The following is a 25,861-nucleotide window of genomic DNA, read 5'->3' as shown; positions in this document are numbered from 1 at the left end:
GTGCCGGACTCAGTACAACCCAGACTTGCGCCGGCGCAGGTTGACGACTTCTTCAGCCGCGGCGAGAAGTTGCCGTGCCGACTCGTCCCAGTTGAACTTCGATGCCCGTTCCACCGAAATGCGGGACCGCTGCTGCCACAATTCCCCGTCACCGAGGGCGGTTACTGCAGCAGAGAAGTCAGTGGGCGATTCAGGATCAACGTAACTGACGGCCTCGCCACCGACCTCCCTGAAGATCGGGATATCGCTGGCAATCACCGGGGTACCGAGGGCCATGGCCTCCACCAGCGGCAGCCCGTATCCTTCAGCGCGCGAAAGGCTGATCAGTGCGGTTGCCCGGAGCAGGAGGTCGTCGTATTCGGCGTCGGTTACACCGTTGTGGAAGATGACCTTGGCGCCGGCGGGAACGATGGCTTCCAGTTCTGCCCGGCGGTCCGCAGTGATGCGGCTCAACAGGTGCAACGTAAATTCCGGCAACCCGGCCATTCCCCGGATCATGGTTTCCACGTTCTTGTAGGGCATGAACGAGCCCATGTACAGCAGGGTCTTGTCGGCACCTGCTGCCGGATCCCGTGGTGTTTGTCCTGGCTGCGGAGCATTACCCACAATCCGGACCGGCCGCTTGGTCAGCCTGTATTTGGCCATCAGGGCTTCGGTGGTGTGGCTGATGGTGGCGACGATATCGGCCCGGTTCAAGAGCAACCGTTGGGGCCAGAAAGCCTTGTGGTACAGCCGCCACAGGAGGCGGACCGGGGCGGGAAGGAAACCCGGGGGAGCGGGGTGTTCGTAGTAGATGAGGTCGTGGAGGGTGAGAACCAGTCCGTACTTGCGCCCCAACGTGCCCATGGTCTGCATCGGGCAGACCACCACATCGGCGCCCAGGGGGTTGACCTTCCGGGCAACGAACAGCTCCAGTGGGGAAAGGGGGCTGTTGACCATCACATACGGAACGTCAGGCAGCAGGGCGAGTTGGCGCTTGTCGCTGACCAGCATGGTGACGTCCGCGAGTTTTGACGTGGCGGCTATGAGGCTGGAACCGTAGCGGCTGATGCCATCGTGGTGGTCCGTTCTGGTAAAGCGGGCGTCGATGACAATTTTCACGCGGGGTGTTCCTCCAGGAAGGTGCGGATCGCTGCTGCTGCGGGGGCCGGGGTTTCGTAGTGGATCAAATGCCCGACGTCGGGAATCACTTCCAGCGTAGCGTCCGGCAGCCGCTCCATCAGCTTGTGCTGGTTCGGAAGGGTGGCGATCTCATCCTTTTCCCCGGCGACGAGAAGGACCGGGAGCTTCAGTTGTTCGGCTACTTCTGCTACGTTGCCCGAGACCGACGCCTTGAAGGATTCGAGCAGGCTTTTCCTGTCCGCGAAGGCGCTGAAGTAGGCATCGTGCTGGCCGTGGATGAAGCGGCGGAGTGCTTTGTCCTTGGTCTTTGCCATGGTGATGCTCATGACGCGGACGACCAAGCGGTTTCGGAGGACAGCGAGTCCCACTCGGCGGGGAAGCCTGGCGGATGCCTGGTAGTACAGCACGGCAAGCTTGGTCATGATGCCCTTGGGACCTTCCAGAGCCGGAGCGGCAATGGGGTTGATCAGGATCAACGGGTAGATGGCATCGGGATGCGAAGCAGCGAAGTGGCTGGCCACTATCGAACCGAAGGAGTGGCCCAGCAGGACGGTCCTGGGACCCAAGCCGAGCGCGGTCATGAAGCTGGAGATGAATTGCCCGTAGCGCTCAACGGTGTGTTCATCATCCACGAACGGCTCCGAGCTTCCGAACGCCGGCAGGTCGGGCATGATGATGCGCATTTCCGGAAGCTGGTCCACTACGCGCAATAGACCGTGATGGTCTCCCCTGAAGCCATGGATGACCAGGATGGTGCGGGTCGTGGACGTGGCCTTGGCTGGTTCGTACGTCCAGTAGGCGACCGTGCTGCCGTCGACTTCGATATCCGAAGCGGTAGTCCGTCCGGCGAGGGCTTCACTGAAGAATCCATTGGGGGCCTGCGAGCCCTCGGGGGAGTGCGCGGTGTCCACTTTTTCCATGGAGGTATTCCCTAGTTCACGTTGTCCGGGTGTGAGCCGGTTCGATGGTGTCGTTCGAGTCCTGCCATGCCGTCCATGTCGGAGGGATCCAGCTCAAAATCGAATACGTTGAAGTTTTCCTTGATCCGTCCTGCAGAGCTCGCTTTGGGGATGACGAGGTTTCCCAGTTGGAGATGCCACCGGATGATGACCTGGGCAGGAGTTTTTCCATGCTTTTCGGCGAGCGAGATGATGGCAGCGTCGGCCAGGACCTGCCCGCGGCCGAGGGGACTCCACGCCTCAGTGGCTATTCCCAGCTGCTGGTGGAGTGTCCGTAATCTGCTTTGCTGCAGCCAGGGGTGCAGCTCGATCTGGTTTACTGCCGGGACGACTTCGGCTTTCTGCATCAGTTCGTCGAGATGGCCGGGCTGGAAGTTCGATACCCCGATCGCCCTAACTTTGCCCTCCCGATAGAGGGTTTCCAGCGCCTTGTATGTCTCCGTAAAAAGTCCGCGTCCGGCGCACGGCCAGTGGATGAGGTAAAGATCCACGTAGTCAAGCCCGAGGTTCGCAATCGAGGTGTCGAAGGCCCGGAGTGTGGACTCATAGCCTTGGTCGTCGTTCCAGACCTTGGTGGTCACGAACAGGTCCTCACGGGAAAGGGCGTGCACGGATTCCCCTGAACCACCCGTGCCGCCGTTCGCCCGGGCAGCATCGCCAATGGCACCGCCGAGCGCTCGGCCGACGCCCACCTCATTGCCGTACATCGATGCTGTGTCGAAACGCCGGTAGCCCTCGCCCAGGGCGGTCGCAACCAAAGCTTCGGCGTCTTTGGGCGGTACCTTGTAGAGCCCGTATCCCAAGCGTTCCATTTGTACGCCGTTGTTCAATGTCAGCCGGACCGGGAATCTCATAGCAAAGACTCTACCCATTTCCTGCACGAATGCTTCAGGAGTGGCCATTGAAACTGACCAGGCGTCGCGCGGAAGCCTCGTCCAGGATGAGGTCGGTGGCCAAACCCGCAGCCAGGGCTCCCTGCAATCCGTTGATCTTGGAGGCGCCCGACACCACGCAGATCCTGCGCCGGACCTGCCGCAACTGTTCGTGGCTGGGTCCTGTGGAGCGCTCGTTCAGCGTGATGCCGTCCGAGGAGCCGTCACTCCGGAAGAACACAGTCGCCACGTCGCCCACCACGTCGTCCGCTGCCAGCATGGAGAGGTCGCGTTCATCCAGGTAGCCGCCGGCATACACGTGGCTCGGGTAGTCCGAATCAACGGATCCGACTCCGAAAATAGCTATGCTCATGCGTGCCTGCAGATCAAGGATTCTTTGAACGCTGCGCTCATTCCACATGGCGGTCTTCGTGGCGGCGTGATCAAAGAAGGCGGGAACCGGGAACTGTTCAACCCTCGCTCCGTAGGCACTGCCGAAGCGTCGCATGATGTCGCTGGCGTAGGTAATGCCTGTGGTTTGCATGTTCCCGGCACCGTTGAGCTGGACCACGATGCTGTCATGGGTCACCTTGCGGGTGAGGTGACGGCTGACGGCGCTGAGCGTGGCGCCCCAGGCAACGCCGATGATTGCATTCGAATCCACCAAGGGCCCTATGGTCCTGGCGGCCTGCATGGCGACGCGGTCCAAGGTCTCCGCTTCATTCAAGGTGTCCAGGACCGGAACGACGTGGACGTCCACGCCGTACTGGTTCCTGATCTGGCTCTCAAGCTCAGGACCGGTATCGAACGGACTTCGAATCTGGACCTGCACCAGGCCTGTTTCCCGGGCTGAGGACAACAGCCGGGACACTGTGGACCGGGACGTCCGCAACTCGCGGGCGATCGCATCCATGGTCAGATCCTGCAGGTAGTACATCTGTGCAGCCCGGAGCGCATCCGAGTGACGTGATCGTGCCATCTCATTTCCTTACTGCACGTTTGTGCAAATAGCTTGACTCCATTTTCCACCTTCGCAAGATTAGTGGTGAACGGTGCAGCAGCGAGTGGCGCGGCGCACGAACCAAGCCCAAGGGAGCAGTTTTGGGACACAACAGGAATTCCGGTACTTCACAGCACGCACAGCAGCGTGACTCCGTCGTTGCACTGCAGGAGCGGCCCACGGCGAAGGTCCTCATTATCGGCGGTGGCATCAATGGTGTCGGAACGTTCCGCGACCTCGCGCTCCAGGGCGTCGACGTCGCCCTTGTTGAACGCGGTGATTTCTGCCAGGGCGCCAGCGGCGCTTCCTCCCACATGATCCACGGCGGCATCCGCTATCTCGAGAACGGCGAATTCCGACTGGTCCAGGAATCCGTGGTCGAACGCAACCGGCTCCTGCGCATCGCCCCGCACTACGTCAAGCCTTTGCAGACCACCATCCCGATCTTCAGCACTTTCTCCGGCATCCTTTCCGCGCCCACGCGTTTCCTTACCCACAAGCAGGGCAAGCCCAAGGAGCGCGGCGCGTTCCTCATCAAGGTGGGCCTGAGCATGTACGACTTCTTCTCCCGCGACGGTGGCAGCGTTCCGCGCCACCAGTTCCGCGGCCGGACAAAGGCCTTGGCTGAACTTCCCAAGCTGCACTCCGGAATCAAGTACGCAGCCACCTACTTTGATGCCTCAGTCCACAACCCCGAGCGTCTGACCCTGGACGTCCTGCAGGACGGCGAGAAGGCCGGCCGCGGGGGTGGGCTTCCCGGAGGCAGTGCCCGCGCCAGCAACTACGTCTCGCTCGTATCCATGGGTACCAACGGGGTCCGGCTCCGTGACGAGCTGACCGGCAAGGAATTCGACTTCCAGGCAGACGTCATCGTCAACACCACCGGCGCATGGGTTGACCTCACCAACCAGGCCATGGGTGCTGTGAGCAGGTTCATGGGCGGCACGAAGGGTTCCCACATTGTCCTGGACCACCCCGAACTCCTTGCCGCGTGCAACGGCCGGGAGATCTTCTTCGAGCACACCGACGGCCGCATTGTGCTGATCTACCCGATGGGAGACCGCGTGCTGGTCGGTACCACGGATGTCGACGCCGACATGTCCGAAGACGCCGTCTGCACGGAAGAAGAGATCGACTACTTCTTCGACCTCGTTGGCCATGTGTTCCCCACCATCAAGGTGGAGCGTGACCAGATCGTCTACAGCTTCGCCGGCGTTCGTCCCTTGCCCCGCCACGATGAAACCCAGCCGGGTTTCGTTTCCCGGGACTACCGCATCGAACGTAACGTCCGCACCGGTGACGACGCCGTGACAACACCAGGCGGCAAGGCCGCCGTCGTACTCAGCCTGGTAGGCGGCAAGTGGACAACCTTCCGTGCGTTGGCTGAACACATGACCAATGATGTCCTGCGCGAATTGGGCATGGAGCGCAAAGTCTCGACGGCGAAACTCGCCATCGGCGGAGGTGCCGGCTTCCCGGATACGGAACAGGGCGAACAGGAATGGATCAAGAATCACATGGGCCCGGGCCTGGATGCCGACCGGGTTGCCGTCCTGCTGACCCGTTACGGGACTCGTGCGGAAGAGGTCATTGAGTACCTCAACGCCGGCCAGGATCAGCCGCTGCGGTCAACCCGCGAACTCAGCGTTCGCGAACTGGCCTTCATGGCCGAGCACGAGCAGATCGGGCACCTGGTCGATGTCCTGATCCGCCGGACGTCACTTGCCTTCCGTGGCCTGGTGACCGGGGAGCTTCTCAATGAGATCGCCGCGGCCCTTGCCGAGCCGCTTGGCTGGGATGCAGCAACCCGTGAAGCCGAAATCCAGCACGCGCAGGATGTCCTGCAACGCTTCCACAAGGTTGACGTCCACAGCTTGGTGGCCTGAGGCCGGCAGCGGAAACAGCTTGACCGTCCCGGAGCGCGGCAGGGACGGAATGGGGTAGGTGGGCCCGACAGGGGCCCACCACACCGGGGCGGTTCCGGAGACAACGGAACCGTCCCAACAGCCTCTTCACCCGCGATGAGGCTGACAACAGAAAATAGAGGAGTCAAAGATGTCTCTTGGAATTGTTTTCCTTTCCGAAGTATTCGGAACCATGATGCTCACCCTGCTGGGTTGTGGCGTCGTGGCCAACGTTGCGCTCAAAGGCACCAAGGGCAACAACGCTGGATTCTTGATGGTGACGTGGGGCTGGGGTATTGCGGTCTTCGCGGGCGTTTTCGTGGCCGCCAAGTCCGGTGCGCACCTGAACCCGGCAGTCACCTTGGGCCTGTTGGTCAATGGAAAGGCGGAGTACGCGCCCGACGTGGCCGTAACGTTCGGCTCGACCCTGACCTATTTCGGCGGTGAACTGCTTGGTGCTTTCCTTGGCGCAGTAGTCTGCTGGCTCGCCTACAAGCAGCACTTCGATGAAGAGCCCCTGGCGGCAAACAAGTTGGGCACTTTCTCCACCGGCCCGGCCATCCGCTCCACCCCCTGGAACCTCATCACCGAAATCATCGGCACGTTCGTCCTGGTCTTTGTCATCCTGACCTTCGGAGGAACCCCCTCCGGCCTCGGCCCGCTGGCCGTAGCGTTGCTCGTTGTAGGTATCGGCGTGTCCCTCGGCGGTCCCACCGGTTACGCCATCAACCCCGCACGTGACCTCGGCCCCCGCATCGCACACGCCGTCCTTCCCATCAAGGGCAAGGGCTCCAGCGACTGGGCGTACTCCTGGATTCCGGTGGTTGGACCGTTGGTTGGCGGTACCTTGGCCGGGCTCGTTGGGCTGCTGGTACCCGGCATCATGCCTGCGCTTGCCGGCTGACCTGCCCACAACAATCTCCCTTATCCGCACACTGCTGACCATCACTGATTAACCAACAACACCAGACAAGGACGTCACCATGAATCAATACGTCATCGCCATTGATCAGGGCACCACCAGCTCGCGCGCCATCGTCTTCGACCACTCGGGCAACATTGTGTCCACCGGCCAAATGGAACACGAGCAGATCTTCCCGCAGGCGGGCTGGGTTGAGCACAACCCCGCCGAGATCTGGAACAACACACGCGAGGTCATCGCCTCAGCACTGTCAAAGGCGAACCTGACGCGGCACGACATTGCCGCCGTCGGCATTACCAACCAGCGTGAAACCGCGGTTGTCTGGGACAAAAACACCGGTGAGGCCGTCTACAACGCGATTGTCTGGCAGGACACCCGCACCCAGCCGATCGTTGACGAGCTGGCACAAGACGGCGGGCTTGAGCGGTTCAAGCAGAAGGTTGGCCTTCCCCTGGCCACATACTTCTCCGGAACCAAGATCAAGTGGATCCTGGACAACGTCGACGGTGCCCGTGAAAAAGCCGAGGCAGGCGACCTTCTCTTCGGGAACACCGACGCGTGGGTCCTCTGGAACCTGACCGGCGGCGTCGACGGCGGCGTGCACGTCACGGACGTCACCAACGCTTCCCGGACCCTGTTCATGGACCTTGAAACATTGCAGTGGGACCAGGAGATCCTGGACGTCTTCGGTGTTCCGGCTTCCATGATGCCCACCATCAAGTCCTCCTCCGAGGTGTACGGCCATGTCCACACCTCGCAGTTGCTCCGCGAGACCCCCGTGGCCGGAATCCTGGGCGACCAGCAGGCAGCTACCTTCGGTCAGGCGGCATTCCAGGCCGGTGAAGCGAAGAACACCTACGGCACGGGCTGCTTCCTGATCTTCAACACCGGCGAGGACATTGTCCACTCCAAGAACGGTCTTCTCACCACCCTCGGCTACAAGCTGGGTGACGCCAAGCCGCACTACGCCCTCGAGGGTTCCATCGCCGTCACCGGTTCCTTGATCCAGTGGCTTCGCGACAACCTGGGCATGATCAGCTCCGCGCCGGAAGTTGAGGAACTCGCCGCCGCGGTGAAGGACAACGGAGGCGTCTACATCGTTCCTGCGTTCTCCGGCCTCTTCGCCCCCTACTGGCGTGCGGATGCGCGTGGCGCCATCGTTGGCCTGACACGTTTCGCCAACAAGGGCCACATCGCCCGTGCGGCGCTGGAAGCCACCGCCTTCCAGACCCGTGAGGTGCTCGACGCCGTCAACGCCGACTCGGGCGTTCCGCTCACCGAGCTTAAGGTCGACGGCGGCATGGTCGCCAACGAGGCACTCATGCAGTTCCAGGCGGACATTCTCGGCGTGCCTGTGGTTCGCCCGAAGGTCGTCGAAACCACGGCTCTCGGTGCTGCCTATGCGGCCGGTCTCGCTGTCGGCTTCTGGAAGGACCTGGGCGAACTGAGCGCCAACTGGAACGAAGACAAGCGCTGGGAGCCGCAGTTGCCGGCAGAGGAGCAGGAGCGCCAGCTGCGTCTCTGGAAGAAGGCAGTCACCAAGTCCATGGACTGGGTCGACGAGGACGTTAAGTAGCCTGACCTGACGTTGACGGCAGCCGCGCCTGCCCCGCCCGCTTCGCGGTGCCCACCACACCCGGGCGAGGCGCGGCTGCCGTCAACTCAACCATCAGTCCTGTAAGCCGCTCGATGCGACTTGGGAGTTTGATCGTGCGCTATTGTAGATCTATGCGTGCGATCCTTCTGCTTAGCTAGCCGCCCGGCTTTCAACAGCCGTGCGGCCGCCCCTCCATTGTTGAGGGGCTTTTGTGTGTCCGGGGGTATCCGGGACCGCAGCAGGAGGTAATACCGCCATCGAAGAACAGAAGAGGGCAGCAGTGAGCGTTCAGCCGGAGACAGAGACCGGAACAGCACAGACAGCCGCAGCCGAAGCGCCTGAAGAAGGCGTCTACAGCTTCGCTGCGATGGAAGCCAAGTGGCCGCAGGTCTGGGAAGACCTCAAAGTCTTCACGCCTGCCGACGACGGCTCGCGTGAACGCCGCTACGTTCTGGACATGTTCCCCTACCCCTCGGGCGACCTTCACATGGGCCACGCCGAAGCGTTCGCCATGGGCGACGTCGTCGCCCGTTACCTGCGCCAGAAGGGCTTCGACGTCCTGCACCCGATCGGTTGGGACTCCTTCGGCCTGCCCGCCGAGAATGCGGCCATCAAGCGCAACGCGCACCCCAGCGAGTGGACGTACGCGAACATTGAGACCCAGGCGGCGTCGTTCAAGCGATACGCCATCTCGGCTGACTGGTCGCGGCGCATCCACACCTCCGACCCTGAGTACTACCGGTGGACCCAGTGGCTGTTCAAGCGCTTCTACGAGCGCGGCCTGGCATACCGCAAGGACTCTCCGGTCAACTGGTGCCCCAAGGACCTCACTGTCCTGGCCAACGAGCAGGTCGTCAATGGCGCTTGTGAACGTTGCGGCACGCCGGTCACCAAGAAGTCCCTGAATCAGTGGTACTTCAAGATCACCGACTACGCCGACCGCCTGCTGGAAGACATGGACCAGTTGCAGGGCCATTGGCCCGAGCGCGTGCTGGCCATGCAGCGCAACTGGATCGGCCGGTCCGAAGGCGCACATGTCAGGTTCGTCATCGAAGCCACGGACGACCGGGCTGAGCGCGAAGTCACCGTGTTCACCACCCGTCCCGATACTCTCTACGGCGCAACGTTCTTCGTCGTTGCAGCTGACGCGCATCTGGCGCTGGATCTGGTGACCCCGGAACAGCACGACGAACTCATGGCCTACCGCGAGAAGGTCAAGGCCCTGTCCGAAATCGAGCGCCAGTCCACCGAGCGTGAGAAGACCGGCGTCTTTACCGGCCGTTACGCAATCAACCCGTTGAACGGCGAAAAGCTGCCGGTCTGGGCTGCTGACTACGTACTGGCCGACTACGGTACGGGCGCCATCATGGCCGTGCCCGCGCACGACCAGCGCGACCTCGACTTCGCCAAGGCCTTCGACCTCCCGGTCCGGGCCGTCCTGGATACCGGCGATGAAGACCCCGCTGCTACCGGTGTGGCCACCTCGGGCGAAGGAACGCTCAAGAACTCCGGTGAACTGGACGGGCTGTCCAAGGCCGAAGGCATTCCGGCTGCCATCGGGATCCTCGAAAAGCTCGGAACCGGCGAGAAGTTCGTCAATTTCCGGCTGCGTGACTGGCTGCTGAGCCGCCAGCGCTTCTGGGGCACGCCCATCCCCATCATCCACTGCGGCGAATGCGGTGAAGTGCCGGTCCCCGACGACCAGCTGCCGGTCAGGCTGCCCGACAACCTGCGTGGCGAAGCATTGGCCCCCAAGGGAACCTCCCCGCTGGCCGCAGCCGTGGAATGGGTCAACGTCGAGTGCCCCAACTGTGGCCGTGCCGCCCAGCGCGACACCGACACCATGGACACCTTCGTGGATTCCTCGTGGTACTTCCTGCGTTTCGTCTCGCCCGACTACACCGAGGGCCCTTTCGATCCCGAGAAGATCAATGACTGGATGCCGGTGGGTCAGTACGTGGGCGGCGTGGAACACGCCATCCTGCACCTGCTGTACGCGCGCTTCTTCACCAAGGTCATCAAGGACATCGGGCTGATCGAGGCAAACGAGCCTTTCTCGGCGCTCCTGAACCAAGGGCAGGTGCTCAACGGCGGCAAGGCCATGAGCAAGTCCCTCGGCAATGGCGTGGACCTCGGCGAGCAGCTGGACAAGTACGGTGTCGATGCCGTCCGCCTCACCATGGTCTTTGCTTCCCCGCCTGAAGACGACGTCGACTGGGCGGACGTTTCGCCGTCGGGCTCGGCCAAGTTCCTGGCGCGTGCCTGGCGCCTCGGGCAGGACGTCAGCAGCGAGCCCGGCGTTGATCCGGCCACCGGTGACCGCGCCCTGCGCACGGTGACCCACAAGACCATTGCCGACGCCGCCGAACTTCTGGACAACAACAAGTTCAACGTCGTTGTGGCCCGCCTGATGGAGCTGGTCAATGCCACCCGCAAGACCATCGACTCAGGTGCCGGGGCAGCCGATCCTGCTGTTCGCGAGGCGGTGGAAGCTGTCGCTGTCATCCTGAGCCTGTTCGCTCCGTACACGGCCGAAGATCTCTGGAACACCCTGGGACACCCGGCGTCAGTGGCGAACGCGGGTTGGCCGGCACACGACGAAGCACTGTTGGTGCAGGACACCGTCACCGCCGTTGTCCAGGTCCAGGGCAAGGTCCGGGACCGCTTGGAAGTCTCCCCGGACATTGCCGAAGACGAGCTGCGTGAACTGGCCTTGGCTTCGGAGAATGTTCAGCGGGCACTGGACGGCCGCGGCATCCGTACTGTGATTGTGCGTGCACCTAAACTGGTGAACATCGTTCCTGCCTAGCAGGGACTGTGAGGCCGCCGGCACTGTGCCGGCGGCCGGCCATCATCTATGGAGGTTGCGTGCCTGAGCGAGAACCACCGGCCTGGATATGGCTCAAGGAAAGAGTGGCGCGTCTTCGGCAACCGGCGGCGCCGGTTACCGCCGCCGATCAGCCGCTTGCCGCCGTCGTCAGGACTGCTGTCGTCACCGATTCCGCGGCCGCGCTGCCGGCCGACTGGATTTCTGCCTTTACAGCGGATGGACGCCTGGCGGTTGTTCCCATGCCAGTGATGGTGGGGAATGAAATCTATGGCGAGGGCGAAGACGACATCACCCAGACGTTGGCTTTGGCACTTGCTTCGGGAGCTTCCGTCAAAACCTCCCGACCATCACCGGGCCAGTTCGAGCAGGCGTACCTGGCAGCCCAGCGGCGCGGTTTTGAGGCTGTGGTCTCCATTCACATTTCGTCCGAACTCTCGGGGACGGTGGACGCCGCCAAGCTGGCCGCTGAACGTGTCTCGATACCGGTCGAAATTGTGGACTCCCGCACTGTCGGCATGGCCCAGGGAATGGGGGTCCAAAGCGCCGTCGTCGCCGCAGCGGACGGGCGCGGACCGGCCGAAGTCCGCGGCTTCGCGGAACAGCGCATGGAACGCACCAAGGTTTACTTTTACGTTCCCAGCCTGGAACAGCTGCGGCGGGGTGGGCGCATAGGCGCGGCTGCGTCGCTCTTGGGTACAGTGCTGGCCATCAAACCCATCCTGGCGGTCGACGGCGGCAAGATCGTGCCGCTGGAAAAGGTACGTTCCGCTGTGCGTGCCATAGCCCGCCTCGAGGAGATCGTTGCTGCCGACGTAGCCTCCCGTCCCAAGGGGCAGCAACGTTTGGCGGTCCACCACTTCGGAAACCAGATCGAGGCCGAAGCCTTGGCAGCCCGTCTGAACGAGACCTGCCCGGACTGCCCGGCACCCCAAATCAGTGCTTTGCCGGCTGTCTTGGCCGCGCATGCCGGGCTCGGAGTTCTTGCGGTCATCGTGGGGGAGAGCAGTACGCCGACGGGCTGAGCCTGGACCTGCGGATTCAGGCTCATGGACTGGATGAGGGTAGTGCGCCGGCGTGCCTGGTCTGCTTGCATCTGAGCGCAGCCACTTATCCACATAGCCATGGAAGCTCGCCCACGTGCCCCGCCGCCGACCGTAGGCTCGATTCATGCCACGCCGGAGCCGGGACCTGTCCCCAGATGCCGCAGCGCAGGCCGCGCGGGAACGGTTCGCCGCACGGATGATCCCAGACCACAGCAGTCGGCCGCTGCTGGATCTATCCGGGGATTCAGGCGCAGAAACAGATGATCTGGCGTCACTCTTCGCAGGCGAGGCAAATTCGGTTCCGGCTGTCGCCCGGCTGCGTTGGCGGACATCGTGGAGGGTAGCTGCGCTGGTTGCCGTGGTGGCGGCCGTGCTCATGGCATGGTTTCTCTGGCGACTCGCGGACGGTCGGGCAACGTCTGAGCCCCTGGGTCCTTCCGTATCCGCCGGCCGCTCAGATGGTCCTGATGCCGTAGATCCTCCGGCCGAAGGCGTGCAGCCCGCAGAAGTTGCTGCTCCGCCTGCGCAAGGTGGGCCAGGAGTGGTCATGGTGCACGTTGCCGGTGCGGTGGGTAAGCCCGGTGTCGTCTCATTGCCTCAGGGGAGTCGCGTCTTCCAAGCCATCGATGCGGCTGGCGGGGCGGCGCCCGGCGCCGACCTTACCGCCCTCAATCTGGCGGAAGTCCTCACCGACGGAATCAAGGTGTACATACCCGTTGTCGGAGAGACACCCCCTCAGAGCTCGCCGGTTGCGGGTGCTGGCGCAGTTTCCGGAGCGGCCAGTGGAACAGCCGGCCCTGCCGCGACAGGTGCCAAGGTCAACATCAACACAGCCTCGCTGGAGGAACTAGGGACATTGCCCAGGGTCGGACCGGTAACAGCCCAACGCATCCTGGACTGGCGGAAAGAGCACGGAGCATTCACGTCCGTGGATGAACTTGACGCTGTGGACGGCATCGGGCCCAAGCTTATGGAGTCACTGAAGGATCTTGTGACGGTGCAAAGTGGCTGACGCCGGCGCCGGGGCGGGGTCGGCCGGACGTACTGACCTCAGGTTGGTTCCTACTGCAGCCACTGCGTGGGGAGCGGCGTTCGCAGGCACCTTCAATGAGGCTGTTTGGTCCTGGGCTGCGGCAGGTTTCCTGTTGATCGCAGGCGCGGTCTTGCTGTTCAGTGGGCGGCAGCGGCGGTGCGCCGGGGTGCGGGCCCGGACAATGCCCGCCACTTTTGCTTTGGCCTGTTTCTTCGGGGCCACAGTTGCGGTCCATTGTGCAGCCATGGCAGTCCAACGGGAGGAGGGACCGCTGGCGCAGGCGGCTGCGGACCATGACGGAGTCGCCATCGAGATACGGATTACGGGAAGCCCGGCCGCATCGATGGCACCTGGCCAGTCCGGAGGGACCAGGTGGACTGTGACAGCCGAATTGTTGGCCGTAACGGCGAAGAGCACTGTTGCGCGGGGGACGGCGGATGTCCTGATCGCCGGCGGCGATGGTTGGGACAAGGTACAAGCGGGCCAAGTGGTCAGAACCACCGGGACCCTCAAGGAATCCCGCGACGGCCAGGGCCAGGATGCGCTCCTGTCGGCGTCCTCGTGGCCGGTGGTGCTCGACTCCCAACCCGATGTCCGGCAATCCGCCAGCGAGCTTAAGCATGGCTTCAGTGCCGCGACAAGGTGGTTGCCTCCCGATGCAGCCGGGCTGTTGCCAGGCATGGTCACGGGAGACACAAGTTCCTTGCCGGAGAGTCTCGAAAAAGACATGAAAACGACAGGGATGACCCATCTGACAGCTGTCAGCGGTGCCAATTGCAGCCTCGTTCTGGGAGCATTCATTCTGCTGGCCCGGTCACTTCGGCTCTCTCGCCCGTCGGCGGCCGCCATTGCTGCATGTGGCCTGGCTGGGTTCGTCCTCATGGTCGGTCCTGACCCGAGCGTCGTGCGTGCCGCCGTCATGGGAGCTGTAGGGTTGGCCGCCATGGTGGGCGGCCTTCGGGGGCGTTCCCTGACGTTCCTTTGCGTTGCCACAGCGATTCTGTTGCTTCTTGACCCGACCATGGCAGCGAACGCGGGATTTCTCCTGTCCGTACTGGCAACGCTCGGGATAGTACTCCTGGCCAGCCGCCTTGCTTCCTGGATACCCTCGCGCGTTCCCCGATGGATGGCTGCCGGAGTGGCCGTTCCGTTCTCCGCCCAGCTGCTGTGCGGGCCCGTCATTGTGGCACTTCAGCCACAATTTACTCCGTATGCCCTCATCGCCAATGTCGTGGCCGGTCCTTTGGTTGCCCCAGTGACCATCATGGGAACGCTCGCTGTGCCGTTGGCGGTGATGGCGCCTTGGTTGGCAGTGGTGCCCGTCGCGGTGGCTGGCGGATGTGCGGCCACTGTTGCGGGAGTTGCCAGGTTCTTCGCGGGTTTGCCCGGCGCAACAATGCCTTGGGCCGAAGGCCAGGCCGGTGTCGCCGCCATGGTGCTGTGCTCGGGCGTCAGCATCACGCTGGTCTGGATGGTCCTGCAATCGGAACGGGTTCTGGTGCGGGTTGTGGCTTTGCATGCCGGGGTGGTGCTGTTCCTGGGCCGCATGTCAGGGCGCAGGCATGGCAGACTTGATATCTGCAAGGAATCATCCGGAAGGAAACACCAGTGGCTGCTGCCCAAAACACCCGGGCCAAGAACGCCGCGGCGAACACCGTCAGCTGGCGGGACGCAAGCCCGGCCGCCGTAGTACTGATCACCGGGCCGGAAGAATACCTTGGTATCCGTGCCATGGATCGGATCCGCACGCAGGTGCGGACTGCCGCGCCGGACGTGGAACTCAGCCGTCTCAACGCCGGCTCCTACGAGGCAGGGACACTGGCGATGACAGTGACTCCGTCCCTCTTCGGGGAAGGCAAGCTCATTGAGGTCGAGGGCCTCGAAGCCATGAATGACGCGTTCCTGGCGGATGGTCTGGCCTATCTCCAGCACCCTGACGAGGACGTTGTCCTCGTCCTTCGCCATGGCGGTGGAGTACGCGGTAAGAAGCTGCTTGATGCCGTGAAGGCCGGGGGATGGCCCGTCATCGACTGCCAGCCCCTGAAGAAGGACTCGGACAAGACCGCCTTCGTTGTCTCGGAGTTCAAGGCGGGCGGACGCCGCATTGAAGGCGAAGCCGTCCAGGCCCTGGTAAACGCGGTCGGTGCCAATCTTTCAGAGCTCGCATCAGCGTGCGGCCAGCTCATCGCTGATGCTACTACTGCCGTGACGGCAGAGACCGTGGAACGTTACTACGGAGGGCGGGTTGAAGCCACAGCCTTCAAGGTGGCAGATGCTGCCATGGCAGGCAACGGGCCAGTAGCACTTTCCACTCTCCGGCACGCCCTGGCCACCGGCGTCGATCCCGTTCCTCTCGTAGCTGCCCTGGCAGCCAAACTTCGGACCCTCGCCAAAGTAGCCGGGGCCAACGGGTCTTCAGCCACCATCGCCAGGAATCTGGGAATGCAGCCCTGGCTGGTGGAACAGGCCCAACGTGACGTTCGCCGGTGGACCCCCGAAGGCCTCATCCGTTCCATCCAGGTCATTGCCGAGGCGGATGCCCAGGTGAAGGGCGAATCGCGTGATCCCGTGTACGCGGTGGAGCATGCGGTAACGGTAATCGCCACGTCAGCCAGTCGTCGCTGAAGTCCGCCTAAGAAGTACCCGCCGGAGAAATACCGGCCGTTAAACCCAAAGGCCGGCACCCAATGGGTGCCGGCCTTTTGATCAGCTCAGTCGAACTGGAAAAACCTTAGAGTGCGTTGACCTTCTTGGAGATCGCCGACTTGCGGTTTGCAGCGTTGTTCTTGTGAATAACGCCCTTGCTGACAGCCTTGTCCAGCTTGCGGCTGGCAGCAACAAGTGCAGTTCCAGCAGCATCCTTGTCAGCAGACTCAACGGCGGTGTTGACGGCGCGGATGGCCGTCTTCAGCTCGGACTTGACAGCGTTGTTACGCAGGCGAGCCTTCTCGTTGGTGAGGATGCGCTTCTTCTGGGACTTGATATTAGCCACGTATGAACTCTCTTTTTAATGCGGAAATGGTCTAGAGGGTTTTCAGGTTGGCCATCGACTGAGCGGCGTGGGGATGCCTATGGCAGCCAACCATGAGTGGCCGTCGACCTGCACGGACACACAGCTATAAAGGATAGCAGATACTCACGGATAACGGAGACCCGCAGTTCAGCGCACGCTTTGATAGGCCCTGAGGCTCCGTGAAACGTCCTGGAATTGCCGCTTGCCCAAGACCGCGCCTTCTCGCCGCACGGCCCGGGGGTCCAAGCGGATGATGCGCTGTACATTGACCTCGCTGGGCCGGCCCTGTCGGTCCCAAGGGCCGGCGCCAATGTCGACGTAGCTATCAGCGCGTGCTCCGTTGTCGTGGTCTTTCGAGGTCAACATCAACCCAAGCAACCATTCTCCGTCCCGCCCGATAAGAAGAACGGGGCGGTCTTTGCCCTGCGAGTGGTCCTCTTCATAGGGGACCCAGCCCCACACAATTTCGCCAGGATCCGGCCTGCCGTCCGGCTTGGGGGAGTAGCTGGGCTTGACGGCTCCGCGGAAGTCGCCTGGGTAGCGGCCCGGTGGCTGCCCGACGGCGGTACGCCGGGTGGGTTTGCCCGCCGTCGCCGATGGCGCGGCCGGCTTGGAGCTGCCGCCTCGCAGCGCCTTGAGTGAACGCAACAGAAATTTCCCCAGGGGGCGCACGTCAAAAGCCATAGGAACACGCTACATCCGACGTCGCCGGACAGCAGGGCGCGCGATGTACGGCGAAGCGCCGGTTCGTGGGAGACTAGAGGATCAGATGCGCGGCATGTTCGGGCTGGCTTATGCCCAGTCCGGGTAATTGCCGTGTGAGTGTCGACAGTAAGGATCCTGCGTGTCTCCCATGGCCCGCACCGCACCGGTGCCCGCCGCAACAGATCCGGCCATCATCCGGAACTTCTGCATCATTGCCCACATTGACCACGGTAAATCCACCCTGGCCGACCGCATGCTGCAGTTCACCGGCGTCGTTCAGCAACGCGACATGAAGGCCCAGTATCTGGATCGCATGGATATTGAGCGCGAACGCGGCATCACCATCAAGTCCCAGGCTGTCCGCATGCCTTGGGAACTGGACGGCACCAGCTATGCCCTGAACATGATCGACACTCCGGGTCACGTCGACTTCACCTACGAGGTTTCCCGGTCCCTGGCAGCCTGCGAGGGCGCGGTTCTGCTGGTCGACGCGGCACAGGGCATCGAGGCCCAAACCCTTGCCAACCTGTACCTGGCGATGGAAAACAACCTGACCATCATTCCGGTCCTGAACAAGATCGACCTCCCTGCGGCCCAGCCCGAGAAATACGCGGCTGAGCTCGCCAACCTCATCGGTGGGGACCCGGAGGACGTTCTGAAGGTTTCCGGCAAGACGGGCGTGGGCGTCGAAGCGCTCCTGGACAAGATCGTCCGCGATTTGCCTTCCCCCGTAGGCGATCCTGACGCTCCCGCCCGGGCCATGATCTTCGACTCGGTCTATGACACCTACCGGGGCGTCGTGACTTATGTCCGTGTTGTGGATGGCATGCTGCATCCCCGCGAACGTATCCAGATGATGTCTACCCGTGCGACGCACGAGCTTCTCGAAATCGGTGTGAGTTCCCCGGAGCCCACGCCCTCGAAGGGCTTGGGCGTTGGCGAGGTGGGCTACCTGATCACCGGCGTGAAAGATGTCCGTCAGTCCAAGGTCGGCGACACCGTCACCAACCTGGCCAAGCCGGCGTCGGAATCCCTCAGCGGTTACGCAGATGCCAAGCCGATGGTCTTCTCGGGCCTGTACCCCTTGGATGGCACGGATTATCCGGTCCTTCGCGATGCGCTCGAAAAGCTCATGCTCAACGACGCCGCCCTGGTGTACGAGCCCGAGACCTCCGCTGCGCTGGGCTTCGGTTTCCGTGTGGGCTTCCTGGGGCTTCTGCACCTTGAAATCACGCGTGAGCGCCTCGAGCGTGAATACAACCTGGACCTCATTTCCACTGCTCCGAACGTGGAGTACGAGGTTACTCTGGAAGACAAGCGCGTCGTCCACGTCACCAACCCCAGCGAGTACCCCACAGGCAAGATCTCCGAGGTCCGCGAGCCGATGGTCTCTGCCACGGTCCTGGCGCCCAACGAGTTCGTTGGCGCAATCATGGAACTGTGCCAGAGCCGCCGCGGCCAGATGAAGGGCATGGATTACCTGTCCGAGGACCGCGTGGAGCTCCGATACTGGATCCCGCTGGCCGAGATCGTGTTCGACTTCTTCGACCTCCTGAAGTCCAAGACCCGCGGTTACGCCTCGCTGGACTGGAAGGCCGACGGCGAACAGGTCGCCGACCTCGTCAAGGTCGACATCCTGCTACAAGGTGAACAAGTGGATGCGTTCAGCGCCATCACCCACCGCGACAAGGCCTACGCCTACGGTGTGATGATGACCGGAAAGCTCCGCGAGCTTATTCCCAGGCAGCAGTTCGAAGTGCCCATCCAGGCAGCCATTGGCTCCCGCATCATCGCCCGTGAGAGCATCCGTGCCATCCGCAAGGACGTTCTTGCCAAGTGCTACGGCGGTGACATCACGCGTAAGCGCAAGCTGCTCGAAAAGCAAAAAGAAGGCAAGAAGCGCATGAAGATGGTGGGCCGCGTTGAGGTTCCCCAGGAGGCCTTCATCGCAGCACTGACGACCGACGAGTCCAAGGACAAGGCCAAGAAGTAAATGCCCAGCGTCCTTCCTTTGGGCGATCCGGCACCTGCGGATGGATTATTGCCACCGCAGGTGCTGGACGGCGTCGAGCAACGCAAATTCGGGCTCTACGTGCACATTCCGTTTTGTGCCGTACGGTGTGGCTATTGCGATTTCAACACGTATACCGCCACGGAGCTCGGCGGGGGAGCGTCGCAGGATGCCTATGCTTCCACGGCTGTTTCCGAAGTCGCTTTCGCGGCGACGGCCCTTGAGGCCTCTGGCCTTCCGCATCGTCCACTAAGCACAGTATTTTTTGGTGGCGGTACGCCCACGCTCCTGCCTGCGGAGGATCTCGCAGAGATCCTGCGCGCCGCCGTCGGCTACTGGGGCTTGGAGCCCGGCGCTGAGGTGACCACCGAGGCCAATCCCGACTCTGTAACACCCGAATCCTTGAAGGTGCTTGCGGACGCGGGCTTCACCCGCGTGTCCTTCGGCATGCAGTCTGCGGTTCCGCACGTGCTGAAAGTGCTGGACCGCACCCACACTCCCAGCCGGGTGCCGCTGGTGGTGCAATGGGCCCGCGAAGCAGGCCTCTCCGTCAGCCTGGACCTTATCTACGGGACACCAGGGGAGTCCATGGAGGACTGGGAGTTCTCACTCAAGACGGCGCTCTCGTACGGGCCGGACCACATCAGCGCCTACGCATTGATAGTCGAGGATGGCACCAAACTTGCCGCGCAGATCAAGCGTGGCCAGGTGCCCGGAATCGACGACGACGACCACGCCGCAAAGTATGAACTGGCGGACAAGATGATCTCCTCGGCCGGCTTGAACTGGTACGAAGTCAGCAACTGGTCGAGGACTCCGGATCAGGCGTGCAAGCACAACCTCGCGTATTGGCGCGGAGACGATTGGTGGGGAATCGGCCCCGGCGCGCACTCACACGTGGGCGGTGTCCGGTGGTGGAACGTCAAACACCCCACGGCCTACGCATCACGATTGGGGTCAGGGACCTCACCTGCCGCAGGGCGCGAAACCCTCGACGCCGGCACCCGGGAAGTCGAGCGGATCATGCTGGAGGCGCGGCTCGGAACGGGCCTTGCCGTAGATGCCCTGGATGCGATTGGGCGCCACGCGATGGCGGGCCTCATTGCTGACGAACTGGTTGATCCGGTTCAGGCATTCAAGGGACGACTGGTTCTTACCCTTAAGGGCAGGTTGCTCGCAGATGCCGTAGTCCGCAGGATCCTGCCGGACTGACCTTCGCCTGGGACTGACAGCCCGGTACCGTACCCCCCGGACCCCCCGGACCCCCCGGACCCCCCGGATTCATCGGGCGGATCGGGGGTCCTACTTGATCCAGCGCAGGTTGAAACGGTAGCGGTGGGGCTGGCCGTGGTTGACCCGGATGCCCGCTGAAACAGAGAAGCACGTCAGTGCCACCCAGATACCCGTGGCAATGACGGCAAAAATGTTTCCCACCACCGGCAGCAGGACAAGGATGTTGGCCAAGACGGCGGCAATGGTGGGAGGCAACGTGAAATTCAGTGCCTCCTTGGATTCCTGCGCTGTGAACGGCCCGCGGTCGCGGAAAATCAGGTAGATCAGGAGAGCCGGCAAGCATCCAAGGATGCCGCCGAAGTGGGCCAAAGTGGCCCACTGCCTGTCCTCGCTGGCTGTCAACGGGAGTGCGTTGGCAGGGGCGCCATGGTACTGGGGCCGGCCTGCGGCGCTGCCCGGTTCTTCAGGAGCGTTATCTGCCACGGTGTCTTCCCTTTGCCTTAAATGCTTTAAAGATGCTGCTGTGTTGCTGTCCAAGAATACCGGGCCGCGCGTCCTTCCCGGGACCAACGCCCCGGAAGCATGCCGGATCCTGATGATCCGGACCGTGGACTACGGGACGGTGAGGAAGTCGATGACTTCTTCCACACGCCCCAACAACGATGCCTCAAGGTCCGCATAGCTGTGCACTGCGCCCAGCAGGCGCTGCCAGCCCAGCCCGATGTCCTCCGCTGTTTCGTGGGGCCAACCGAAGGCCGTGAGAATCCCGGTCTTCCAATCAGTGCCGCGGGCAACGGCGGGCCATTGCTCGATGCCCAGGACCTTCGGCCGGATGGCCTGCCACACGTCCACATAAGGGTGGCCCACGATCAGGACGTTGCCTGCAGCGCCGGGGACAGTCATGGCCTCGGCTGCGATCCGGGACTCCTTTGAGCCCGCCACGAGGTGGTCCACCAGGATGCCAAGGCGGCGGCCGGGACCGGGTCGGAAGTCGGCAATGGCGGACTTGAGGTCGTCCACGCCGTGGAGCGGTTCCACCACAATTCCTTCAACACGGAGGTCGTCACCCCAGACTTTCTCCACGAGTTCAGCGTCGTGCTTGCCCTCCACCCAGATGCGGCTGGCCTTCGCGACCTGCGCCCGTTGCCCCTGGACCTTTACCGAACCCGAGGCCGTGCGATTCGCCTGAACCGCTGAAGCGGGCCGGCGAGGGGCCGGAGGCATCAACCTGATCGCTTGTCCTTCGAGAAGGAATCCGTACCCGAGTTGGAACGACTTCGTTTTACCGCGCCTGTCCTCGAGCGACACGATGTGCATGCCACCGGTCTTTTCCACCCGGGTGACTTCGCCCACCCATCCTGACTGGACGTCTTCGAGGACCATGCCGCGTTGCACCGGCACCTCAGGGAGCTGGCGTTTGGCTGGAGCGGTCAGGTCCTGCGGGCCCCAATTGTCGAAAGCCAAGGAATTCCTACCTCTGTGGTGATGTGAAAGGGGACAGGGGCGGGTTGCCGTCAGCCGGTATCGGGACGCCGCCCTGGATGCAGTCCTCGGACGGTTTCAATGCTAACAACGTGGTGGCTCATACTAGACTTGTTAGCACTTGGGCATGTTGAGTGCTAAGTGTGCGGTGATCCATTGGAGGTCCCGCGGGGACCGGTCCCATGGACCATGGCAGTCGTCAGGAGGTGTAGCAATGAGTGAGCCACGCAAATTGGAAGTGCTGCGTGCCATCGTTGAGGATTACGTGCATTCCCGGGAGCCGGTGGGATCGAAAGCCCTCGTTGAGCGTCATCACCTGGGTGTTTCCAGTGCCACCATCCGCAATGACATGGCTGTCCTGGAAGAAGAAGGTCTTATTGCCGCCCCGCATACCAGCGCCGGCCGAATCCCCACTGACAAGGGCTATCGCCTGTTCGTTGACCGCATCTCCCAGGTCAAGCCGTTGTCCGCCGCCGAGCGTCGGGCAATTCACTCGCTGCTTGAAGGACCCGACGACGTCGATGACATTCTTGAGCGCACAGTACGGCTCCTTTCCCAGCTGACCAACCAGGTCGCCGTCGTGCAGTATCCCCACTCGCACCGCGCATTGGTCCGCCACGCGGAGTTCGTTCTGCTGGCCCCCAAACAGGTGCTGGTGGTCCTCATTGCGGACACCGGGAGCGTCGTGCAAAAAGTCATCGACGCCGGTTCGGACGTGGGGAACGAGGCTTTGATGTTGTTGCGGTCACGATTCCTTGGCAGCATCGCCGGCACCCAGCTGGCACTCCTGCCGCAGGTGTTACCGTCGGTGGTGGCCCTTTGCCCGCCGGATCTTCGTGCCCTCGCCCAAAGGCTGGCCACTGGCTTGGAATCCCTGAGCGACACCAGCCGTGAGGAACGCATTCTGATGGCCGGTACGGCCAACCTCGCACGTTCCAACGTTGACTTCCCGCTAAGCATCGGTCCCGTGCTTGAGGCCCTTGAGGAACAAGTTGTCATGCTCCGGTTGTTGTCGGACATGGGAGACGATCCCCGGGGCGTGACAGTCAGCATTGGCCGGGAGAATCCGTACGACGGCCTGGCCGAGGCCTCTGTAGTGGCCACCGGCTACGGTTCCGGCGCCAAGGTGGGAATCCTTGGACCGACCCGCATGGACTATCCCACCACCATGGCAGCAGTTCGTGCCGTGGCCCGTTACCTTTCCCGCATTCTCGGCGGCTGAACACCGGCCCGGGAAAACATCCGCAGTACAACCAGGAAGAGATACCGACTTTGAGCAGCCACTATGACGTTTTGGGAGTCTCGCCGGAAGCCACCGGGGAAGAGATCAAAAAGGCGTACCGCAAGTTGGCGCGGAAACTCCACCCGGACGTAAACCCGGGTGAAGATGTCGCGGAGCAGTTCAAGGCCGTGACGCACGCTTACGAAGTGTTGTCAGATCCCCAGAAGCGCCGCGTCTACGATGCCACGGGCAACGAGAACGGCACTGATAACGGCTTCGGCGGCGGCTACGCCGGCCAGGGCTTCGCCTTCCAGGACATCTTCGACACTTTCTTTGGCGGCGGCGGTGGACACGGAGGGCCCGCCTCCCGTGTACGACGTGGCCAGGACGCCCTTATCAGCGTTCGGATCGACCTCAAGGATGCCGTGTTCGGCGTCAACAAGAAGCTTGAAGTGGACACAGCCGTGGTCTGCCCCACCTGCGACGGCAGCTGCTGCCGCCCGGGCACCCACCCTGAACGCTGCGACATTTGTGGTGGCAGCGGCCAGGTTCAGCGCGCCGTCCGCTCCATTCTGGGGCAGGTCATGACCACCGCCCCCTGTGGTTCCTGTGAAGGCTTCGGCACCGTCATCAAGGATCCCTGCAACGAATGCAACGGCCAGGGACGCATCAGGAGCCGCCGTTCGCTCACCATCAAGGTTCCCGCCGGCGTCGCTACCGGTACGCGAATCCAGCTGTCCGGCCAGGGCGAAGCAGGACCTGCAGGTGGTCCGGCCGGTGATCTGTACGTGGAGATCCGCGTCAACAACGATTCCACGTTCGTACGCGAAGGCGACGACCTCCACGCCACCCTCAGCGTGCCCATGACGGCTGCTGCCTTGGGGACCGACGTGCAGCTTGAGACGTTCGACGGCGCACAGGACATCGAAGTGAAGGCAGGCACGCAGTCCGGAGAGGTCATCACCCTTCGTGGCCTCGGCGTAACGCACCTGCGGGGCTACGGCCGCGGCGATCTGAAGGTTCACCTGCATGTGGAAACACCTACCAAACTGGACCATGCACAGGAAGAACTCCTCCAGCAGCTTGCCAAGCTCCGCGGCGAGCAGTTCACCGAAGGAAAACTGGTGGCCAGTGGTGGCATGTTCGCAAAGCTCCGGGACAAGCTCGGTAACCTGTAGCGGTGAGCAACCCCGTTTTCTTTACACCGGCCGGCAGCCTCAGCCACGTAGCGCCCGGTACTGATTTTGTCCTGGAGGGTCCGGAGGCCCGCCACGCAGTGACGGTGAAGCGCTTGGCCGTCGGTGAGTCCGTTGACATCGCCGACGGCGCAGGTGCCCGTCTCACTGGAGTGGTCGCCGAAGCGGCGCCCGGTGCCCTGACGGTGACCGCCACCGACATCGTCTTCGAAGCCCAGCCGGACGTTCGATTGGTACTGGTTCAGGCGTTGGCCAAGGGTGATCGCGACGAGCTCGCAATCGAGACGGCAACGGAACTGGGCATTGATGCCGTGATTCCCTGGCAGTCGGAGCGATCCATCGTGCGCTGGAAGGCGGAGCGGGCAGCCAAGGCGCATGCGAAATGGGAGTCAGTGGTCACCGCGGCTGCAAAACAGGCGCGCAGGGCCTGGGTACCTCCAATCCGCCCGATCGTCGACTCCAGCGGTTTGGTGAAAGCCGTTGCCGAGGCCGATTTGGCCGTCATTCTTCACGAGGACGCCAAAAACCCTCTGCGGGAGGTCCTGGAGAGGCTGGATGTCAACGGTGCTTCGCCCAGTGAGGTTCTGTTGATCGTGGGGCCTGAGGGCGGGATTTCGCCGCGTGAAGTGACACGGCTTAGCGATGCAGGGGCCGTGACGGCCCTCCTGGGTCACCATGTCCTGCGGTCGTCGACGGCGGGACCCGCCGCCGTCGTCCTGGCCAGCGACGTCCTCGGTCGCTGGTAGCCGGCGAACGTCGAATCAGGCCACGGTGAACAACCGGGTGTCCGTGCTCGATTCTATGGCCTTGCCGGCATCGTCGACCTCGGTTACCCGCAATTCATATTTTCCGGGTTTCAGTGTCGCGCCGAAGCTGAACAGACCATACTGCCCGGGTTCGCCGGTTGCTTTGGTCTGGCCCGTGAGCAGGCTCGACTTCTCACCCTTGCCGTTGTCCTGAAGGAGCTGCCAGCTGATGGGCCGTGAATTGTCCGTGGTGCGCCCGTTGAACTTGATCAAACCAGGGGGCAGGGACACGTCCTCCTGCGGATCGATGATCCACAGCGGCGCCACCAAGGAAGCATCACGCGTCATGGGTTCGCCAAGTTTCACTTGGCCGAAGGCCATGTAGTCCTTGTGCCCGTCAACGAGAATGACCACTTGGATCTGCTGTCCGGAGTTGATGAGTCCGGAGGACGATGCCGCGGCGGACGCCGTGTAAACCAGCTGCTGGATGGCCCGTTGTGCCATCCCGGCATCGAGGTTTGAGTTGAAGGCGTCGCGGGACACATCAACGGTGATCACGTTTTTCCCCGAGATGGAGGTCGCCAGGCTTCCTGGTTCCTGCCAGGGCGTGAAGAAGTCGTGATCCAGGGGCTTTTCCGCCATCATGATCCGCAGGGCCGTCGTCACAGGATTGCCGTCACCGGAAATGTCCCGGAACTCACGGTAGAGGTAGACCTCCTCCTTGCTCCGCCCGATCCAGTAGACCGGAATCTTGGTGGACGCCTGCGTCGTTTCCAGTGGTGCGTTGCTCGCAGGGGCGTCCTGGACCGTCATCGGAGGCGAGCTCTGTGTCGCCTGACTGCCCCCTCCGCCGTTTGCGATGCAACCAGTGAGCAGCATGACAGCAAGCATCGCCGGCGCAACGACGGCGGACTTGGTCCGCTTGCGTGCGCCGCTTCCGTTGCTCGCTGGCTCGGTGATGGCGTTTCCTG

At 62.8% G+C, this 25,861-nt stretch carries 23 protein-coding genes; 13 read left to right on the top strand and 10 right to left on the bottom strand.

Going from position 1 to position 25,861, the window contains the following annotated elements; all coding sequences use genetic code 11:
• Nucleotides 1-9: 9 nt before the first annotated feature.
• The 4 genes from JMY29_RS10720 to JMY29_RS10705 are packed head-to-tail and all read right to left on the bottom strand — an operon-like array spanning nucleotide 10 to nucleotide 3,932.
• Nucleotides 10-1,101, bottom strand: a complete 1,092-nt coding sequence (locus JMY29_RS10720) for a glycosyltransferase family 4 protein (RefSeq protein ID WP_189075524.1) — start codon at nucleotides 1,099-1,101, stop codon at nucleotides 10-12.
• Nucleotides 1,098-2,042: an alpha/beta fold hydrolase gene (locus JMY29_RS10715; RefSeq protein ID WP_189075525.1), complete on the bottom strand. Its 945-nt coding sequence runs from the start codon at nucleotides 2,040-2,042 to the stop codon at nucleotides 1,098-1,100. Before JMY29_RS10715 ends, JMY29_RS10720 begins: the two co-directional genes overlap by 4 nt.
• Nucleotides 2,043-2,053: 11 nt before the next feature.
• Entirely contained in the window at nucleotides 2,054-2,935 is an 882-nt protein-coding gene (locus JMY29_RS10710) for an aldo/keto reductase (protein WP_189075526.1), read from the bottom strand.
• A gap of 34 nt (nucleotides 2,936-2,969) precedes the next feature.
• The gene (locus tag JMY29_RS10705; protein WP_018777718.1) at nucleotides 2,970-3,932 is read right to left on the bottom strand and encodes a sugar-binding transcriptional regulator; all 963 of its coding nucleotides are present in this window, start codon (nucleotides 3,930-3,932) and stop codon (nucleotides 2,970-2,972) included.
• A 122-nt stretch (nucleotides 3,933-4,054) separates the two neighbouring features.
• On the opposite strand from JMY29_RS10705, the gene JMY29_RS10700 reads away from it, so the two are divergent.
• The 6 genes from JMY29_RS10700 (at nucleotide 4,055) to JMY29_RS10675 (ending at nucleotide 13,261) form a co-directional block, all read left to right on the top strand.
• Nucleotides 4,055-5,839, top strand: a complete 1,785-nt coding sequence (locus tag JMY29_RS10700) for a glycerol-3-phosphate dehydrogenase/oxidase (RefSeq protein ID WP_189075527.1) — start codon at nucleotides 4,055-4,057, stop codon at nucleotides 5,837-5,839.
• A 169-nt stretch (nucleotides 5,840-6,008) separates the two neighbouring features.
• Nucleotides 6,009-6,761, top strand: coding sequence for an MIP/aquaporin family protein (locus tag JMY29_RS10695; RefSeq protein WP_018777716.1), 753 nt, complete (start codon nucleotides 6,009-6,011; stop codon nucleotides 6,759-6,761).
• Between the two features lie 79 nt (nucleotides 6,762-6,840).
• Nucleotides 6,841-8,355 carry a glycerol kinase GlpK gene (gene glpK / locus JMY29_RS10690; RefSeq protein ID WP_055975914.1) on the top strand — a complete coding sequence of 505 codons (1,515 nt, stop codon included), beginning with the start codon at nucleotides 6,841-6,843 and terminating at the stop codon, nucleotides 8,353-8,355.
• Between the two features lie 301 nt (nucleotides 8,356-8,656).
• Nucleotides 8,657-11,185 carry a leucine--tRNA ligase gene (gene leuS / locus JMY29_RS10685; protein WP_189075528.1) on the top strand — a complete coding sequence of 843 codons (2,529 nt, stop codon included), beginning with the start codon at nucleotides 8,657-8,659 and terminating at the stop codon, nucleotides 11,183-11,185.
• A 59-nt stretch (nucleotides 11,186-11,244) separates the two neighbouring features.
• Nucleotides 11,245-12,228 (top strand): DegV family protein, encoded by a 984-nt coding sequence (locus JMY29_RS10680; protein ID WP_374757497.1) that lies wholly within the window; start codon nucleotides 11,245-11,247, stop codon nucleotides 12,226-12,228.
• A 145-nt stretch (nucleotides 12,229-12,373) separates the two neighbouring features.
• Nucleotides 12,374-13,261: a helix-hairpin-helix domain-containing protein gene (locus tag JMY29_RS10675; RefSeq protein ID WP_189075530.1), complete on the top strand. Its 888-nt coding sequence runs from the start codon at nucleotides 12,374-12,376 to the stop codon at nucleotides 13,259-13,261.
• Here the strand turns inward: JMY29_RS10675 and JMY29_RS10670 are convergent.
• On the bottom strand, nucleotides 13,226-13,528 hold the full coding sequence (locus tag JMY29_RS10670) for a hypothetical protein (RefSeq protein WP_229778582.1): 303 nt from the start codon (nucleotides 13,526-13,528) through the stop codon (nucleotides 13,226-13,228). The genes JMY29_RS10675 and JMY29_RS10670 overlap by 36 nt on opposite strands.
• Here JMY29_RS10670 and JMY29_RS10665 point away from each other — a divergent pair.
• Nucleotides 13,527-14,972: a ComEC/Rec2 family competence protein gene (locus JMY29_RS10665; RefSeq protein WP_229778583.1), complete on the top strand. Its 1,446-nt coding sequence runs from the start codon at nucleotides 13,527-13,529 to the stop codon at nucleotides 14,970-14,972. The two genes, JMY29_RS10670 and JMY29_RS10665, sit on opposite strands and share 2 nt — an antisense overlap.
• Nucleotides 14,891-15,907, top strand: coding sequence for a DNA polymerase III subunit delta (gene holA / locus JMY29_RS10660; protein WP_189075532.1), 1,017 nt, complete (start codon nucleotides 14,891-14,893; stop codon nucleotides 15,905-15,907). Before JMY29_RS10665 ends, holA begins: the two co-directional genes overlap by 82 nt.
• A 106-nt stretch (nucleotides 15,908-16,013) precedes the next feature.
• Here the strand turns inward: holA and rpsT are convergent, their stop codons facing one another.
• Together rpsT and JMY29_RS10650 are read right to left on the bottom strand one after the other, a co-directional pair.
• Entirely contained in the window at nucleotides 16,014-16,274 is a 261-nt protein-coding gene (gene rpsT / locus JMY29_RS10655; RefSeq protein WP_011774926.1) for a 30S ribosomal protein S20, read from the bottom strand.
• A gap of 168 nt (nucleotides 16,275-16,442) precedes the next feature.
• Complete coding sequence (locus tag JMY29_RS10650) at nucleotides 16,443-16,979, bottom strand: type II toxin-antitoxin system PemK/MazF family toxin (protein ID WP_189075533.1); 537 nt, start codon at nucleotides 16,977-16,979, stop codon at nucleotides 16,443-16,445.
• 160 nt (nucleotides 16,980-17,139) lie between these two features.
• On the opposite strand from JMY29_RS10650, the gene lepA reads away from it, so the two are divergent.
• Together lepA and hemW are read left to right on the top strand one after the other, a co-directional pair.
• Nucleotides 17,140-18,993: a translation elongation factor 4 gene (gene lepA, locus JMY29_RS10645; protein WP_026267159.1), complete on the top strand. Its 1,854-nt coding sequence runs from the start codon at nucleotides 17,140-17,142 to the stop codon at nucleotides 18,991-18,993.
• On the top strand, nucleotides 18,994-20,223 hold the full coding sequence (gene hemW / locus JMY29_RS10640; protein ID WP_189075534.1) for a radical SAM family heme chaperone HemW: 1,230 nt from the start codon (nucleotides 18,994-18,996) through the stop codon (nucleotides 20,221-20,223).
• Nucleotides 20,224-20,313: 90 nt separating this feature from the next.
• Here hemW and JMY29_RS10635 read toward each other — a convergent pair whose 3' ends face one another.
• Nucleotides 20,314-20,727: a DUF4870 domain-containing protein gene (locus tag JMY29_RS10635; RefSeq protein ID WP_018777707.1), complete on the bottom strand. Its 414-nt coding sequence runs from the start codon at nucleotides 20,725-20,727 to the stop codon at nucleotides 20,314-20,316.
• A gap of 129 nt (nucleotides 20,728-20,856) precedes the next feature.
• Nucleotides 20,857-21,708 carry a DUF3097 domain-containing protein gene (locus JMY29_RS10630; RefSeq protein WP_018777706.1) on the bottom strand — a complete coding sequence of 284 codons (852 nt, stop codon included), beginning with the start codon at nucleotides 21,706-21,708 and terminating at the stop codon, nucleotides 20,857-20,859.
• A gap of 232 nt (nucleotides 21,709-21,940) precedes the next feature.
• Between JMY29_RS10630 and hrcA the strand changes: the two genes are divergently transcribed.
• From hrcA to JMY29_RS10615, 3 genes are read left to right on the top strand one after another with little or no spacing between them, the layout of a single operon-like run.
• Nucleotides 21,941-22,948, top strand: coding sequence for a heat-inducible transcriptional repressor HrcA (gene hrcA, locus JMY29_RS10625; protein ID WP_018777705.1), 1,008 nt, complete (start codon nucleotides 21,941-21,943; stop codon nucleotides 22,946-22,948).
• 50 nt (nucleotides 22,949-22,998) lie between these two features.
• Nucleotides 22,999-24,126 (top strand): molecular chaperone DnaJ, encoded by a 1,128-nt coding sequence (dnaJ, locus tag JMY29_RS10620; RefSeq protein WP_055975889.1) that lies wholly within the window; start codon nucleotides 22,999-23,001, stop codon nucleotides 24,124-24,126.
• Between the two features lie 2 nt (nucleotides 24,127-24,128).
• Entirely contained in the window at nucleotides 24,129-24,890 is a 762-nt protein-coding gene (locus JMY29_RS10615; RefSeq protein ID WP_189075535.1) for a 16S rRNA (uracil(1498)-N(3))-methyltransferase, read from the top strand.
• Between the two features lie 15 nt (nucleotides 24,891-24,905).
• On the opposite strand, the gene JMY29_RS10610 is transcribed toward JMY29_RS10615, so the two are convergent.
• Nucleotides 24,906-25,781, bottom strand: a complete 876-nt coding sequence (locus JMY29_RS10610; RefSeq protein WP_189075759.1) for a GerMN domain-containing protein — start codon at nucleotides 25,779-25,781, stop codon at nucleotides 24,906-24,908.
• Nucleotides 25,782-25,861: the final 80 nt, after the last annotated feature.

This window comes from Paenarthrobacter nicotinovorans, from assembly GCF_021919345.1.
Classification (GTDB): Bacteria; Actinomycetota; Actinomycetes; order Actinomycetales; family Micrococcaceae; genus Arthrobacter; species Arthrobacter nicotinovorans.
Note: the sequence above shows the minus strand (reverse complement) of the source record. Positions and strands in the feature narration are given on the sequence as shown.

What these genes read in the sequence shown, in the direction of transcription:
- JMY29_RS10675 (WP_189075530.1), top strand. Translation starts at nt 12,374, where the DNA reads ATGCCACGCCGGAGCCGGGACCTGTCCCCAGATGCCGCAGCGCAGGCC.
- JMY29_RS10610 (WP_189075759.1), bottom strand. Translation starts at nt 25,781, where the DNA reads ATGCTTGCTGTCATGCTGCTCACTGGTTGCATCGCAAACGGCGGAGGG.
- JMY29_RS10650 (WP_189075533.1), bottom strand. Translation starts at nt 16,979, where the DNA reads ATGGCTTTTGACGTGCGCCCCCTGGGGAAATTTCTGTTGCGTTCACTC.
- JMY29_RS10715 (WP_189075525.1), bottom strand. Translation starts at nt 2,042, where the DNA reads ATGGAAAAAGTGGACACCGCGCACTCCCCCGAGGGCTCGCAGGCCCCC.
- JMY29_RS10665 (WP_229778583.1), top strand. Translation starts at nt 13,527, where the DNA reads ATGGCAGTCCAACGGGAGGAGGGACCGCTGGCGCAGGCGGCTGCGGAC.
- glpK (WP_055975914.1), top strand. Translation starts at nt 6,841, where the DNA reads ATGAATCAATACGTCATCGCCATTGATCAGGGCACCACCAGCTCGCGC.
- hrcA (WP_018777705.1), top strand. Translation starts at nt 21,941, where the DNA reads ATGAGTGAGCCACGCAAATTGGAAGTGCTGCGTGCCATCGTTGAGGAT.
- hemW (WP_189075534.1), top strand. Translation starts at nt 18,994, where the DNA reads ATGCCCAGCGTCCTTCCTTTGGGCGATCCGGCACCTGCGGATGGATTA.
- JMY29_RS10710 (WP_189075526.1), bottom strand. Translation starts at nt 2,935, where the DNA reads ATGAGATTCCCGGTCCGGCTGACATTGAACAACGGCGTACAAATGGAA.
- JMY29_RS10705 (WP_018777718.1), bottom strand. Translation starts at nt 3,932, where the DNA reads ATGGCACGATCACGTCACTCGGATGCGCTCCGGGCTGCACAGATGTAC.
- JMY29_RS10670 (WP_229778582.1), bottom strand. Translation starts at nt 13,528, where the DNA reads ATGGCTGCACAATGGACCGCAACTGTGGCCCCGAAGAAACAGGCCAAA.
- JMY29_RS10695 (WP_018777716.1), top strand. Translation starts at nt 6,009, where the DNA reads ATGTCTCTTGGAATTGTTTTCCTTTCCGAAGTATTCGGAACCATGATG.